This window comes from Nocardia sp. NPDC024068, from assembly GCF_040638875.1.
In the GTDB taxonomy this organism is placed as follows: domain Bacteria; phylum Actinomycetota; class Actinomycetes; order Mycobacteriales; family Mycobacteriaceae; genus Nocardia.
Genome location: NZ_JBEZYU010000006.1, coordinates 21,089 through 35,736, shown reverse-complemented (window position 1 = coordinate 35,736; position 14,648 = coordinate 21,089). Strand labels below are relative to the sequence as shown.

The 14,648-nt window shown below is 67.6% G+C and carries 16 protein-coding genes; 6 read left to right on the top strand and 10 right to left on the bottom strand.

Translation table 11 applies throughout. The annotated features are described in order from the left end of the window. The first annotated feature begins 71 nt into the window (after positions 1-71). Positions 72-458 carry a helix-turn-helix domain-containing protein gene (locus AB0F41_RS09245; protein WP_357422271.1) on the top strand — a complete coding sequence of 129 codons (387 nt, stop codon included), beginning with the start codon at positions 72-74 and terminating at the stop codon, positions 456-458. Here the strand turns inward: AB0F41_RS09245 and AB0F41_RS09240 are convergent. The 8 genes from AB0F41_RS09240 to AB0F41_RS09205 form a co-directional block, all read right to left on the bottom strand. Next, positions 455-1,075 carry a response regulator transcription factor gene (locus tag AB0F41_RS09240; RefSeq protein WP_357422270.1) on the bottom strand — a complete coding sequence of 207 codons (621 nt, stop codon included), beginning with the start codon at positions 1,073-1,075 and terminating at the stop codon, positions 455-457. The genes AB0F41_RS09245 and AB0F41_RS09240 overlap by 4 nt on opposite strands. Next, on the bottom strand, positions 1,072-2,214 hold the full coding sequence (locus AB0F41_RS09235; protein ID WP_357422269.1) for a histidine kinase: 1,143 nt from the start codon (positions 2,212-2,214) through the stop codon (positions 1,072-1,074). The genes AB0F41_RS09240 and AB0F41_RS09235 overlap by 4 nt, the downstream gene beginning before the upstream one ends. Then, positions 2,211-3,020 carry an ABC transporter permease gene (locus AB0F41_RS09230; protein WP_357422268.1) on the bottom strand — a complete coding sequence of 270 codons (810 nt, stop codon included), beginning with the start codon at positions 3,018-3,020 and terminating at the stop codon, positions 2,211-2,213. The genes AB0F41_RS09235 and AB0F41_RS09230 overlap by 4 nt, the downstream gene beginning before the upstream one ends. After that, positions 3,017-4,030, bottom strand: coding sequence for an ABC transporter ATP-binding protein (locus AB0F41_RS09225; protein WP_357422267.1), 1,014 nt, complete (start codon positions 4,028-4,030; stop codon positions 3,017-3,019). Before AB0F41_RS09225 ends, AB0F41_RS09230 begins: the two co-directional genes overlap by 4 nt. Before the next feature lie 198 nt (positions 4,031-4,228). Then, positions 4,229-6,460, bottom strand: coding sequence for a catalase/peroxidase HPI (katG, locus tag AB0F41_RS09220; RefSeq protein WP_357422266.1), 2,232 nt, complete (start codon positions 6,458-6,460; stop codon positions 4,229-4,231). Between the two features lie 35 nt (positions 6,461-6,495). Beyond that, positions 6,496-6,927, bottom strand: coding sequence for a Fur family transcriptional regulator (locus tag AB0F41_RS09215; RefSeq protein ID WP_357422265.1), 432 nt, complete (start codon positions 6,925-6,927; stop codon positions 6,496-6,498). Between the two features lie 32 nt (positions 6,928-6,959). Continuing rightward, positions 6,960-7,325, bottom strand: coding sequence for a hypothetical protein (locus AB0F41_RS09210; RefSeq protein WP_357422264.1), 366 nt, complete (start codon positions 7,323-7,325; stop codon positions 6,960-6,962). 102 nt (positions 7,326-7,427) lie between these two features. Further along, the gene (locus tag AB0F41_RS09205) at positions 7,428-7,841 is read right to left on the bottom strand and encodes a MerR family transcriptional regulator (RefSeq protein ID WP_357422263.1); all 414 of its coding nucleotides are present in this window, start codon (positions 7,839-7,841) and stop codon (positions 7,428-7,430) included. 65 nt (positions 7,842-7,906) lie between these two features. Here AB0F41_RS09205 and AB0F41_RS09200 point away from each other — a divergent pair, with 65 nt between their 5' ends. Next, positions 7,907-8,875, top strand: a complete 969-nt coding sequence (locus tag AB0F41_RS09200; RefSeq protein WP_357422262.1) for an oxidoreductase — start codon at positions 7,907-7,909, stop codon at positions 8,873-8,875. 43 nt (positions 8,876-8,918) lie between these two features. Then, positions 8,919-9,353 (top strand): nuclear transport factor 2 family protein, encoded by a 435-nt coding sequence (locus AB0F41_RS09195; protein ID WP_357422261.1) that lies wholly within the window; start codon positions 8,919-8,921, stop codon positions 9,351-9,353. Positions 9,354-9,397: 44 nt separating this feature from the next. Here the strand turns inward: AB0F41_RS09195 and AB0F41_RS09190 are convergent, their stop codons facing one another. Both AB0F41_RS09190 and AB0F41_RS09185 read right to left on the bottom strand, forming a co-directional pair. Continuing rightward, entirely contained in the window at positions 9,398-9,859 is a 462-nt protein-coding gene (locus AB0F41_RS09190; protein WP_357422260.1) for an SRPBCC family protein, read from the bottom strand. Positions 9,860-10,046: 187 nt separating this feature from the next. Further along, entirely contained in the window at positions 10,047-11,537 is a 1,491-nt protein-coding gene (locus AB0F41_RS09185; RefSeq protein WP_357422259.1) for a sugar transferase, read from the bottom strand. 434 nt (positions 11,538-11,971) lie between these two features. On the opposite strand from AB0F41_RS09185, the gene AB0F41_RS09180 reads away from it, so the two are divergent. From AB0F41_RS09180 to AB0F41_RS09170, 3 genes are read left to right on the top strand one after another with little or no spacing between them, the layout of a single operon-like run. Then, a complete protein-coding gene (locus tag AB0F41_RS09180; RefSeq protein WP_357422258.1) occupies positions 11,972-13,222 on the top strand; it encodes a class I SAM-dependent methyltransferase in 1,251 nt (416 codons plus the stop codon). Next, entirely contained in the window at positions 13,219-14,001 is a 783-nt protein-coding gene (locus AB0F41_RS09175; protein ID WP_357422257.1) for a glucose-1-phosphate cytidylyltransferase, read from the top strand. Before AB0F41_RS09180 ends, AB0F41_RS09175 begins: the two co-directional genes overlap by 4 nt. After that, entirely contained in the window at positions 13,998-14,648 is a 651-nt protein-coding gene (locus tag AB0F41_RS09170) for a PIG-L family deacetylase (RefSeq protein ID WP_357422256.1), read from the top strand. Before AB0F41_RS09175 ends, AB0F41_RS09170 begins: the two co-directional genes overlap by 4 nt.

Below are 14,648 nucleotides of genomic sequence, written 5' to 3'. Positions count from 1 at the left end.
GCCTTCCTTCGCAGTGTAGGTATCCGAGGTCTACCTGGTACTCGAAGGACACTTCAACGAGACTAGGTGTCATGCCGGAAACCGCTCCCCCGAACCCGCCCGGCCCGCAGCTGTCCGCGCGGCATCGTGAACTGCTCGATCAGGTGCTCGACAAATGGTCGGTGCAGATTCTGGAGTCGCTGTGCGAGGGACCGTTGCGTTTCAACGAACTCCGCCGGGCGATACCGGTGGTCACACAGAAATCGCTGACGACGGCGCTGCGGCGGCTGGAACGCAACGGGATGGTGGAACGGACCGTCACCGATACCCGGCCGGTGGCGGTCGAGTATCGCATCACCGGTATCGGGAAATCGCTGCAGGATCTCATCGACGCCCTGCTGGACTGGACGACGGTCGCTCTGCCCGATGTGGAGCGGGCGCGGGCGCAGTTCGACGAGGAGACGGCCCGGCCTACCTAGATCCAGCCCTTCTCGCGTGCTTTGAGGGCGGCCTCGTAGCGGTTGGAGACGCCGAGTTTGGCCATGGCCGAGGACAGATAGTTGCGGATGGTGCCGGGCGAGAGGTGGATCCGACGGGCGATATCGTCGACGGATGAGCCGTCCAGGGCGTATTCCAGGACATCGGCCTCGCGGGCGGTGAGCACGGTGTCGCCGGCGCTGATCGCCTCCGCGGCGAGCTCGGGATCGACATAGCGACCGCCTGCGTGGACGGTGCGGATCACCTCGGCCAAGGTGGCGGCCGAGGTGGTTTTGGGCAGGAATCCGCGGACACCGGTGGCGAGCGCCCGTTTGAGGTAGCCGGGGCGGCCGTGGCTGGTGACGATCAGGGTCGCGCCGCCGGGGGTTGCCGCGAGCAGTTGCGCGGCGGTGTCGATACCGTCGATACCGGGCAGTTGCAGGTCGATGACGGCCACGGCCTGCGGTTCTCCGCTGTCGCGGCGGTGGAGCCACGCGGCGACGAGTTCCTCACCGGAACCCATATGGGCCACGACCTCGAGATCGGCTTCCAGGTCGAGCATGGTCGCCAGGGCGGCGCGGATGAGGGTTTCGTCGTCGGCCAGGAAAACGGGTATCACTGTTCTCCCCAATGTATTTCGAGCAAGAATTCGGTATCGGTGGCGGTGGTCTCGAGAGTCGCGCCCACGGTCGCGAGCCGCTCGGCCAGGCCGCGCAGCCCCGACCGCTCCCCCACCGGAGTGTGCGGGTTGTCGTTGCGCAGCGACATTCCCGCGGCTCCGAGGGTCAGGGTCGCGACCGTGGCCGCGGAGTGTTCGACGATATTCGTGGTGCCCTCACGAACCACCCACGCCGCGACCTCGTGAAATCGTCCGGGGACCGCGGCGGGGTCGCCCTCGATGAGCATCCGGCAACCGGCCGCCGACAGCAGCGACCGCGCACCGCCGACCTCGCCGAGCAGATCGATGCCGCGGTAGCCCCGGACCAGTTCCCGCATCTGCCCCATCGACTCGACGGCGAGGGTGCGGACCTCGTCCATCTCGGCGGCGGCCCGGTCGGACTTCCCGGCGCGCGACAGGGCGGTCGCGAGTTCGCTTTTGACGGCGATCGCGGAGAACCCGCGGCCCACCACGTCGTGCAGGTCCCGGGCGAACCGCAGCCGTTCCTGCGCGACCCGCAACTCGGCCTCCACGACCTTGGTGCGCTCCAGTTCGTCGACGATACGCAACCCCCACACCGTGAGCAGGGCCGTCCCGATGGCGACGAGCCCCCCGGCCAGAATGCCGGCACCGATACCCAGAGCGGCCCTGGCGGTGAAGCCGAAAGCGAGACCGGTGGCGACGGCGAGACCGAGCAGAATCCACCACCTGCCGCGGAGGAACGACAGCACCGCGAACACGGCCAGCAGGACGGTGAGAATACCGACCACCCGCGCTTGCGCCACCACCTTGTCGCCGGTGGCGGTGCGTGCGACGACGGCAGCGGCCAGCCACACCGCCGCCAGGGTGACCGTGGCGGCGGGCAGCAGCCACCGTCGTATCGCCGGACTCGTCGAGGCACCGAGCTCGGGACGGGCTTCGACCGCCGCGATCGCCGCGGCACCCGCCACCACGATGGCGGCCGTAGGCCACGGCGAGCGCGCGGTGATTGCGACAACGAGGATCATCGACACCAACGTCCCCTGAAGCGTGGCCCAGGTGTAGAGGCGGAACTTGGCCGCCCCCGACATCTCGTGCCACCGGGAGGCCCAGTGGGTCACCCGCGATCGTCCCAGCGGAAGCTCGTGCGGATCAGCGCGAGCGCCAGGACGGTCCATATCGCCAGTGTCGCAAACGGGCGGCCGAGCTCGGGGAAGGTGGCGGCGAAACCGAGCACCGGTTCGGTGGTGCCGACGGCCGTACCGGCGACTCCCAGCGAGATCAGATCGGACACCGCGGCGAACGGTGTCCAGTCGGCGATATCGGCCAGTCTGTCCGGCAGGATGCCGCGGATGGAGGCGAGTCCGAGCATGGCCACCGTCATCACCGGCAGCGAGGTGATCTGCGCGGCCTCGGCATTCTTGGTGACCGTACTGGTCGCGAGCGCCAGCAGCGAGAACAGCAGGATTCCGCCGAGAAGTGCCAGCAGTATCGCGACGGGGTTCACGGGCGCGGGTACTCCGGCGCCGTAGACGACGGCGGCGACCACCGCGGCGCAGGCCAGCGTCACCACCGCGCCGGGGATCGCCGGTGCGGTGAGAATCTGCCGGTCCGTGGACTCACCGGTGCGCAGTCGTTTCAGCACCCCTTCGCCGCGGCGGGTCGTCACCATCGAGAGCACCGAGTAGTACTGCACGAACAGCAGGGCGACCACCGCGAGTAGTTCGAAGGCCATCGCCGCCGTCGCCCGCGTCGGCGTCGCGTCCCGGGCGGCGATGAAGAACATGGCCACCGGGATTCCGATGGGGAACACCGTCGCCATGTAGATGAGGGTTTTGTTCCGCCGGAACTGTAGATACTCGGCCTTCGCGAGGGCGGCCAGCGGGCGGCGGTGAAAACGCGGGGCGGATCTTGCGAGGGTGGTCATCGGCGTGCTCCGATCAACTCGTCAGTGGTCTCCGGGATATCGGACGAGCCGTCGGCGGCATCCGTATCGTCGGCGATATCGAGGAATACCGATTCCAGGGACGCGGCGCGGGCTTCCAGGCCACCGAGCCGCAGGCCGTGCTCCCGCGCCCATTCGAGTACTTCGGAGAGGTGCCCCTGCAGATCGTGAGTGGTGACGGTGACACGGGCCCGGGCATCGACCTGCGCGTCACGCAGCTGCGGCAGCGGCAGGCCCGGATGGTCGAACACGATGCGCGCCGGATGTCCGTCGACGATTTCGCGCAGCGTGCCCGCGCGGGCGACCGCACCCTTGTGCATGATCACGATCCGGTCGGCGAGCGCCTCCGCTTCGTCCAGATAATGCGTGGTGAGCACCATGGTGACCCCGGTGGATTTCAGCTCGGCGAGCAGCCCCCAGGTCCGGCGGCGGCTTTCCGGATCGAGCCCGGTGGTGGGCTCGTCGAGGAACAACAGGCGCGGCTGCCCGAGTAGCGCGCAGGCCATATCGACGCGGCGCTGTTCGCCGCCCGACAGCGATCCGACCCGGACGTTCGCCCGATCGGCCAGGCCCACCCGCTCCAGGACGGAATCGGTGGTGGTGGGGGCGGTACATGTCCCGCGCCACATCTCGAGTGTTTCCAGGACGGTCAGTTCGGCGGGCAGCCCGCCGGACTGCAGCATGATGCCGATCTGCGGCCGGACCTCGCCGCGATGGCGCAGCGGGTCGAGACCGAAGACCTCGACCGAACCCGCAGAGGGGGCCACCAGACCTTCCAGCATGTCGAGCGTGGAGGTTTTGCCGGCGCCGTTGGTGCCCAGCAGTGCGAACACCTCCCCCTCGGACACCTGGAGGTCGATGCCGCCGACCGCTTCGAAGGCGTCCTTGCCGCGGCCGTAGACGCGGCGCAGACCGCGGGCGGTGATGACATCGGTCGGCCGGGAGGTCCCCGCCGGCCGGATTTCGGGTGGCTGGTGCTTGGCCGTGTTCATGGCTTCCAGCCTCGCGGGAACGGCCCGCGTCCAGTAGTGAGCGCAGTCAGCGGATTCGGTGGGTTGCTCATCGCCCGTTGATGACATTTGTCATCAACGCGACCACGCCGGCGGGTGCCGGATGCGAGTGGCCCCTCCCGACGGATCGGGAGGGGCCACTCGGCGAACCGTACGGCGGACCGGGTCCGCCGTCGCAGATCAGGACAGGTCGTAGCGGTCGTTGTTCATGACCTTGATCCAGGCCGCGACGAAATCATCGACGAACTTGCGCCCGGCATCACGCTGGGCGTAGACCTCGGCGACCGCGCGCAGCACCGAATGCGAGCCGAAGACGAGGTCGTTGGCGGTGGCCGTCCACTTCGCCTGCCCGGACTTGCGGTCCCGGCCCTCGTAGACATTCTCCGCCGACTCCGACGCCCTCCACTCCGTGCCCTGGTCGAGCAGGTTGACGAAGAAGTCGTTCGTCAAGGTGCCCGGCCGGTCGGTGAATACACCGTGGGCGGCACCGCCGTAGTTGGCACCGAGAGCGCGCAACCCTCCGACCAGCACCGTCAGCTCCGGCGCGGTCACGTCGAGCATATAGGCCCGATCGAGCAGCAGCCGTTCCAGCGGAGCCTTCTCACCTGGCCGCGTGTAGTTGCGGAAACCGTCGGCCCGCGGTTCCAGCACCGCGAACGATTCCACATCGGTGTCCTCCTGGGTGGCGTCGGTGCGCCCGGGCGCGAACGGCACGGTGACCTCGTGCCCGGCCTCGGACGCCGCCTTCTCGACGGCGGCCGAGCCGGCGAGCACGATGACATCGGCCAGCGAGACCTTCTTGCCGCCGGCAGCGGTGCCGTTGAAATCCTGCTGGATCCGCTCCAGCGCCGGCAGCACCTTCGCCAGTTCGGCGGGTTCGTTGATCTCCCAGCTCTTCTGGGGTTCGAGCCGGATACGGGCGCCGTTGGCGCCGCCGCGCTTATCGGTACTGCGGAAACTGGCGGCGGCCGCCCAGGCGGTCTTGACCAGCTGCGCCACCGACAGACCGGAGTCGAGGATCGTGCGCTTCAGGGTGGCGATGTCGTTTTCGTCGATCAGCACGTGATCCACGGCGGGCACCGGGTCCTGCCACAGCTGGGGTTCGGGGACCCAGGGCCCCAGATACCGGCTGATCGGGCCCATATCGCGGTGCAGCAGCTTGTACCAGGCCTTGGCGAACGCTTCGGAGAGCTCCTCCGGGTGATCCAGCCAGCGGCGGGTGATCTCCCGGTAGATCGGATCCTCCCGCAGCGCCAAATCCGTGGTGAGCATGGTGGGGGTCCGGGCAGGCCCGTCGAACGGGTCCGGGATGGTGCCGGCACCGGCGCCGTCCTTCGGCTTCCACTGCCACGCTCCGGCGGGACTCTTGGTGAGTTCCCATTCGTAGCCGTAGAGGTTCTGCAGGAACCCGTTACCCCACTTGGTGGGTGTGGCGGTCCAGACGACCTCCAAACCGCTGGTGATGGCATCGCCGGCCTTACCGGTGCCGTACGCGCTCTTCCAGCCGAGGCCCTGCTGCTCGATCGGGGCGGCTTCGGGTTCGGCGGCTACCAGGTCGGGATCGCCCGCGCCGTGGGTTTTTCCGAAGCTGTGGCCGCCGACGATGAGGGCGGCGGTCTCTTCGTCGTTCATCGCCATCCGGCCGAACGTCTCCCGGATGTCGCGGGCCGCGGCCATCGGATCCGGTTGGCCGTTGGGACCTTCGGGATTCACATAGATCAGGCCCATCTGCACGGCGCCCAGCGGTCCGGAGAGTTCGCGATCACCGCTGTAGCGCTCGTCGCCGAGCCAGGTGTCCTCCGGACCCCAGTAGACCTCTTCCGCCTCCCAGATATCGGGCCGGCCGAAACCGAACCCGAAGGTCTGGAATCCCATCGACTCCAGCGCCACATTGCCGGCGAACACCAGCAGATCGGCCCAGGAGATCTGGTTACCGTACTTCTGTTTGACCGGCCACAGCAGCCGGCGGGCCTTGTCCAGATTGGCATTGTCGGGCCAGCTGTTGAGCGGCGCGAAACGCTGGGCCCCCTGCCCACCGCCGCCGCGGCCGTCGGCGATCCGGTAGGTGCCGGCGGCGTGCCAGCTCATCCGGATGAACAGGCCGCCGTAGTTGCCGTAGTCGGCGGGCCACCAGTCCTGTGAATCGGTGAGGACCGCGGCGACATCGGCCTTCAGCGCTTCGACATCGAGTTTCGCGAACTCCGCGGCGTAGTCGAAATCTTCGCCGAGGGGGTTCGATTTCGAGGAGTGGGCGTGCAGTACCGAGACATCGATCTGTTCCGGCCACCAGTCGGTGTTGGTGCGGGGGCGCTGATCGGTATGCGGCGTGGGCGACGGGATCGCCGGGTTCTCGCTCTCGCTGGTGCTGCGGGTCCCCGTGTCAGGAGCGGGCGGACGGCTTTCGGAGGTCACGACATTCCTTCCTGAATGAGTGTTACGGGCTGCGATCAGGGGCGTGGGGCCGTCGCGCAGTTCGGGCACAGACCCCAGTAGATGACCTCGGCCTCGTCGATGGTGAAGCCGTGGTCGTCGGACGCGGTCAGGCACGGAGCGGCCCCGACCGAACAGTCGACGTCGGCGATCGCCCCACACGCCCGGCATACGACGTGATGGTGGTTGTCGCCGACCCGCGATTCGTACCGGGCCACCGATCCGGGGGGCTGAATACAGCGGATCAGGCCTGCCGCGGTGAGCGTGCGCAACGAGTCGTACACCGCCTGATGTGATACCGCCGACAGATCTGCCCGTACGGCGTGGATGATCGTATCCGTATCGGCGTGCGGGTGGTCCTGCACCGCGCTCAGCACCGCGACGCGCGCGGCCGTGACGCGAAGCGAAACTCCCCGCAGCATCTGCTGGAAGTCCGTGGCTGTATGCACGTACGGAAGTCTCGTCTCTTTTCTTGAATGAGTCAAGTATTGGATGCGTCTCCGCCCGGCGCGACGCGCAGGAACCGATCGATACGCGCCGCCGCCTCCCGCGGCGTATGCCCGTCCCACGCTACCGGCCGGCAACGCTCGGGGATCCGGAAAAGGTCCCAGTGTCGCAACTCGTAGTGGTTGGCGATCTGCCCGGTGGGCAGGGTCGCGTACACGACGAACCAGCCGCCTCCGAAGCACAGCTCACCGTCACTGTGGCGCAGACTCTTGTGCACGTCGTATCGGCCGGCCTCCGCCCACTCGTTGAAGGCCAGAGCGTTGTACAGCATCCGATATCGATAGAGTTCCGCAAACGTATGGCGACCGTCGCTGGTGTTCTCGTCGAACCCGGCATCCATTCCGCACTCGTCCCTTCCGCCGAGGAGCGCGGGGGCGATGATTCCACTCCCCCGCCGTCGGCACCCGCGGATCATTCCCGCCCGGTAACCGGATAAACGGGGCTACTCGGACATCCGCGCGGTGGGCGCCCACACCCCCACCGCCGTCCCGTCCGCCACGTGGCGGCGATAGATCGCGACCTTGTCGGAGATGATCTCCAGATTCGCCGCGAGATCGGCGATCCTGGCGCGGACCGCCTGTTCGTGTTCCTCCAGGAGCGCCAGGCGGTCTGCTTCGTTACCGGGCCCGGACCGGACCAGCGCGGCGAAGCGCTGGATGCCGGCAATCGGCATGCCCGAATCCCGAAGCCGCTTACAGAGCAGCAGCCATTCGATATCAGCGGAGTCGTAGCTGCGGCGCCCGCCCGCGGTGCGCGGGATCGGGCGCAGAAACAGATCTTCTCGTTCGAAGAATCGCAGCGCGTGCACACCCAAGCCGGTCGCTTTCGCGACGGCTCCGATCGACAGTTCCTGCATCCGCCCTCCAGCCGAGTGGCCAACAGCTTGACCTAGATCGCACTCTAGATTCTAGCGTCGCTGCCATGACCACAGCACAGCACCGGATCGGTTCGGGATTCCACGCGTTCAGCACCGCTCGCGAGGTGATCCGAGGAGTGGACCTCAGCGGCAGAACGGCCCTGATCACCGGCGGTTACTCCGGACTCGGCCGGGCGGCGACCGCCGCGCTGTCGGCCGCCGGGGCACGCGTCGTGGTACCGGCACGGCGCCCGGATGCTGCGCGCGCGGCGCTCGCCGGGATTCCGCACACCGTGGTCCACGCGCTGGATCTCGCCGATCTCGACAGCGTCCGCCGATTCGGCGAGAGGTTCCTCGACACCGGGGTCCGGCTGGATATCGTGATCGCCAACGCCGGGGTGATGGCCTACCCCGCCGAGCGCGTCGGACCGGGCTGGGAGGCGCACTTCGCCATCAACCATCTGGGTCATTTCGCGCTGGTGAACCGGCTGCGTCCGGCCCTGACCCGCGGCGCCCGAATCGTCTCGGTCTCCTCGTCGGGCCATTTCCTGTCCGGGATCCGCTGGGATGATCCACATTTCCGGCGCGGCTACGACCATTGGCAGGCCTACGGTCAGTCCAAGACCGCCAACGCCCTGTTCGCCGTGCATCTGGACACGATGTGTGGCCCCGGGGAACTGCGCGCGTTCGCGGTCCATCCCGGCAGCATCCTGACTCCGCTGCAACGCAATATTCCGCGCGCGGAGCACCTCGCGCAGGGTTGGGTCACGCCGGCCGGGCGGCCCGCGAAGGGGTTCAAGACTCCGGCCCAGGGCGCGGCAACCGCCGTGTGGGCCGCTACGGCCGCCGAACTCGACGGCCACGGCGGCGCCTACTGCCAGGATTGCGATATCGCCGAACCGGCCACCGGCGACGATATGCTCATCGGCGGGGTGAAACCGTGGGCGGTGGACCGGGATGACGCCGCCCGGCTCTGGTCGCTGTCCGCGGAACTCACCGAGCTCGACAGTTTCACCCGGGCCGACCCGCGGTAGCCGGTCCACCGCCCGCGGCGGCGGGGCGATTAGGGTGCGGAGTATGACCGAAACCGGCCCCGAACCGGGCGCTCCGGATCTGCGGCCCGAAGTCGAGACGGTGCACGCCCTGCTGGCGGCCTGGCTGGGCTCGGCCGCGTCACCGCAGATCCTCGACGCGTTCGCGGCGGCCCATCACGACGACTTCTCGATGGTCACCATCGATGGGTCCGTGGTGCGGAAAACAGACCTGCTCTCCGGACTGCACCGGGCTCGCAACAGCCGGCCGGGGTTGACGATCACCGTCTCCGCCGTCGAACTGCTGTGCGCGACAGCGGATACCGTGGTCATTCGCTTCGTGGAGTGCCAGCAGGCCGGCGGCAGGCGTGAATTCCGGCGCACCACCGCCGTCCTGCTCGCCGAGGATGGCCGGTATCGCTGGCTGGCTCTCCAGGAAACCGCTGTCGACGGCGAGCAGGTCGCGGATTCGTTCGACTGACCCGGCCGGCTCGGCGCGAGCGGGCGGAACCGAGCGGGCGGAACTCAGCCGCCGGGACGCGGCACGTCGCCGCGCCAACCGCCACTCGCGTGCGGCCGCGATTCGATGAATTGCTTGAACCGCTCCAGGTCGCTCTTGACGCGGTGATCCAGGACACCGAATTTGTCGGCGACGTTCTCGACGAACCCTTCGGGGTCTATATCCATCTGGGTGATGACTCGCGTCCTCGAGTCGTCGATGCGGTGGAAGGTCACCACACCGGCATGTTCGGGACCGCTGTCGGAACGCCATGCCACCCGTTCCTCAGGATGCTGTTCGGTGATGGTGGCGTCGAATTCCCGCTCACCGGGTCCGATCTTGATCTTCCAATGGGTATGGATGTTGTCGATCTGATCGACCCGCTCGACGCCTTCCATGAATTCCGGGAAGGATTCGAACTGGGTCCACTGGTTGTAGGCCGTGCTGATCGGTACTTCGACCTCAGTGGAAGCGGTAACCGTGCTCATAGGGGTGACCTCGCTCTCGTCGGGTCCGACCGACTTCCGCCGCCGAAGCAGGGCCGAGTCGGTCCGTCGTCCTCGGTACACACCGCGCCTACCCCTTGCCTGCGGACGCAAACACGCTGGCCCGGAAACCGTTTCGTTCGCGGATATGCGCAGGGCGATCCCGAGTACGGTGCACCGGGCAAACCGGTCAGTACGCGCCGTCGCCGCGCGCGACGGCCCGCAGGGTGCGCGCGATGATCCGCAGATCCAGCAGCATCGACCAGTTCTCGACATAGGAGATATCGAGTTCGACCGATTCCTCCGGCGACAGGTCGGAGCGCCCGCTGACCTGCCACAGGCCGGTGATCCCGGGCCGCACCAGCAACCGGCGGCGCATCACGCCGTCGTAGGAGTGGACTTCACGCCGTACCTGCGGGCGGGGGCCGACCACACTCATCTCCCGGGCCAGGACGTTGAAGAACTGCGGAAGCTCGTCGAGACTGTATTTGCGCAGAAAGCGGCCCACCGGGGTCACCCGAGGATCGTCCTTGAGTTTGAAGAACAGCGGATTGCCACCGTTCGCGGTGATCAGCGATCCGGCTTCCTTGTCGGCCCGCAGGTACATACTGCGGAACTTGACCATCCGGAACGGTTTGCCGTCCATCCCGATGCGCTCCGACAGGTAGAACACCGGACCGGCGCTGGTGCATTTCACGGCCACCGCGAGGGCGAACAGTACGGGCGCGATCGACATCAGGACCAGCGCGGAAAAGCAGAGATCGAAAACGGTCTTGCCGAAGGAGAGCGCCCGGTCGTACTGGGGCCGCTCGATATGCAGCATGGGCATACCCGCCAGCACCTGGCCGGCGACCCGGGTGCCGGAGATATCCATGACACCGGGCGCCACGATGAGCTCGGTACCGAAGGCGTCGAGATCCCACGCGAGCCGCCGGATATCGCGGGGACCGAGCCGGTCGGTGGCCATCACCACCACGGTGTCCGCGCCGGTGCGCCGCACGGCACTGCGCACCGAGCGGTCGTTGCCGACGATGGGGATCGCCCGGGTGCCGACCGGGAGCGCCGCCGGTGCGCCGATCGCGCCGCCGGTGGGCGTGCAGATACCGACGACGTGATATCCGTGCAGTTCTCGCTCGGAGAGGGCGGTCGCGATGGCCCGGGCCGCATCCGGGCCCCCGACGACGAGAACCGAGCGCCGGTACCGGCCGAGGGCGCGATGCCGGGCCGCGTGGCCGCGCCACAATGCCCGGGTGGTGACCAGGCCCAGCAGACCGAGCGGTAGCGCGACCACCAGATGCGCGTGCGCGATATCGATCCGCAGGATCAACGAGACGATCGCGATGGTCCCGAACAGTTGCAGAGAGGCCGACGCCAGCCGGCGGAACTCGTCGGCTCCGGCGCCGGCCGTATGCGGGGACCGGGACCCGTTCCGGCCCAGCAGGATCGACCACCCGAGCGCGACGCCTAAGGTCAGAGCCGTGACGCGCGGGTCGAGTTCCCACGAGAGGGGACGGGTGGCGGCGATGCTGGACAGTTGCGCGCACAGGGCGGCCACGCTGACCACGACCAGGTCGGTGCCGGCCAGACGGCGCACATATCCGGCGCGCCACGAGTCCCGGTCAGCGGGATTCGGCAGGGACAGGTCGACCGTGCCGCCGACCGCCCGGAGATCCAGAACCATGAAACGTACCCGCTCGAACTCGGAACCACCCGCGCCTCCGACCGTTCGATTCGACGGCGGATTGCACGCATTTTCAGGCAGTCCGGCCCGGAGGAGCACAGAATATGTCTCATCCGGGCCGGTCTGTTGCAGAAGTATTGCCCTGATTGGCGCCGCGCACAAGCGGTGGGGGCCACCGGGGCGGCAGACGGCGACACCGGAAGGGGCCGATCCGCGGGAATCACCGGATTCGGTTGGCCGCCATCGCTATACGCAGTCCAATCGTTACGGGTTTGCTGAAGATATGCCCTAGGTCACCAAAGCGCAATAACCTTCCGGCGATATGTCGCAAGTACGCCGGATAGGTGCTATTTTTCCGTCGATCGGCACAGAGAAGCTGCTTCTCGGGGCTGCGGGGCGCCGCCGATGTCCGTGACCGTTCGAGTGGAGCCCGAGTGCATTGCCGATTGTGTGAGTCGACCCGGCTGTCCAGTGTTCTGGACCTGGGATCGACACCTCCTTGTGAGAGTTTCCTTTCCGAGGAACAGCTAAACCTTCCGGAATCCACCTATCCGCTTCATCTCCGTATCTGCGCGGACTGCCTGCTGCTGCAGATCCCGGCGCTGATCACGCCGGAGGAGACCTTCACCGAGTACGCCTACTTCTCGTCGTACTCGGCGAGCTGGGTCGCGCACGCGCGAGAGTTCGTCGCGGCGGCCCGTTCCCGGCTGGGACTGGGCGCGGAATCGTTCGTGGTGGAAGTGGCCAGTAACGACGGCTACCTGCTGAGCACGGTGGTCTCGGCGGGTATCCCCTGCCTCGGCATCGAGCCGTCGGAGAATGTCGGAGCGGCCGCGCGGGCCGCCGGTGTGCCGACACTGACCGAATTCCTGGACGAGGACACGGCGCGGCGGGTGCGTGCCGAATACGGTCCCGCCGATCTCGTGGTCGCGAACAATGTCTACGCCCACGTTCCCGACCTGCGCGGATTCACGCGGGCGCTGCGTACACTGGCCGCCGACGACGGCTGGCTCTCGATCGAGGTGCACCACGCACTGAACCTGGTGCGCCACGGCCAGTTCGACACCATCTACCACGAGCATTTCCAGTACTACACGCTCGCCTCGGCGCAGCGGGCCCTGGCCACCGGTGGTCTGGTGGTGGCGGATGTGGAGATGCTCGGAACCCACGGCGGGTCGCTGCGAATCTGGGCTCGGCCCGCGGAGGCCGGCGGCGAGCCCTCGCGCCGGGTCGAGGAGGTTCTGGCGCTCGAGGCCGAGGCCGGCCTGCACAGTGCGCGGGGCTATGGACCGCTGCGCGAGCGCGCCGAGACCGTGCGCCGGGAACTGCTGCGCTTCCTGCTGGATCAGAAGGACGCCGGTGCGACCGTGGTGGGATACGGCGCGCCGGGCAAGGGCAATACCCTGCTCAACTACTGCGGCATCCGTCCCGACCTGCTCGAATACACGGTGGACCGCAACCCGTACAAGCACGGGCGCTATACCCCCGGTACCCGGATCCCGATCCACGCCCCGGATCGCATCGATGCCGACCGGCCCGATTTCGTGCTCGTGCTGCCGTGGAATCTCGAAACCGAACTCACCGCGCAACTTGCCCCCATCGGAGAGTGGGGCGGGCGGCTGGTGTTCCCACTACCCGATATGCGTGTGGTCGATCCGGCGACGGTGGAGGTCGGTGCGCGATGAAGGTCGTCTTGTTCTGCGGCGGTTACGGCATGCGGATGCGCAACGGCGACGCCGACGGTGCGCCCAAGCCGATGCAGATGGTGGGTCCGCGGCCGCTGATCTGGCATGTGATGCGCTACTACGCGCATTTCGGGCATACCGACTTCATCCTCTGCCTGGGGTACGGGGCCGATCACATCAAGAATTTCTTCCTCACCTATCAGGAGACGATGTCCAACGACTTCGTCATCCGCAACGGCCGGGTCGAGCTGCTGCACTCCGATATCGCCGACTGGACGATCACCTTCGTCGATACGGGGCTGGAATCGGCCATCGGGGAACGATTGCGCCGGGCGCGCCCCCACCTCGGTAGCGACGAGATGTTCCTGGCCAACTATTCCGACGTGCTAACCGACGCCCCGCTGGACCGGATGATCGACCGGTTCACCGACTCCGGCGCCGCCGCCTCGATGATGATCGTGCCGCCGCAGTCGTCGTTTCACTGCGTGGACGTGTTACCCAGCGGGGAGGTCAAGCAGATCACCCCGGTCGCCGAACTCGCGATCTGGGAGAACGGCGGGTATTTCGTGCTCACCCAGGATATCTTCGACCATCTGCCGGAAGGTGGGGATCTGGTCGAAGACGCCTGCGGCGCGCTGGCCGCGCAGGGCCGTCTCTTCGGTTATCGGCACGACGGGTTCTGGAAACCGGCCGATACGTTCAAGGAGCGCGCCGAACTCGACGCCGGGTACCACCGGGGCGACCGCCCGTGGATGGTGTGGGAGGGCGCGGCCCGATGATCACGCTGGCCCCCGCGGACCTCACCGAGATCGCGGTACTCGGTGCGCATTGCGACGATATCGCGATCGGTATGGGATCCACCCTGCTGACACTCACCCGGGCGCGCCCGGGACTGCGGGTACGCGCCCTGGTGCTCTCCGGCGGCGGCACCGCGCGCGAGGCCGAGGAACGGACAGCACTGGGCGCCTTCTGCGCGCAGGCCGATCTGGAACTGACCGTGCTGGATGTGCCCGACGGCCGCGCACCCGCGCATTGGGATCGGGTGAAGTCCGAACTCGCCCGGTTCCGGCGCGGAACCGAACCGCAGATCGTCTTCGCGCCGCAGCGCGCGGACGCCCATCAGGACCACTGGATGCTGGCCCGGCTGGTGCCCACCGAGTTCCGGGATCATCTCGTGCTCGGTTACGAGATCCTCAAATGGGAGACCGATACGCCCCGGCCGGTGGTCCTGCACCCGGTATCGGCGCAGCTGGCACGGGAGAAGGCGCGGCTGCTGGCCGAATGCTATCCCTCGCAGTCCGGTCGTGACTGGTTCGACGAGGAGGCGTTTCTGGGGCTGGCCCGGATCCGGGGTGTGCACTGCCACAGCGCGTACGCCGAGGGGTTCGAAATGGTCAAGGCCGTCATCGATTTCGGAGGTGCGTGA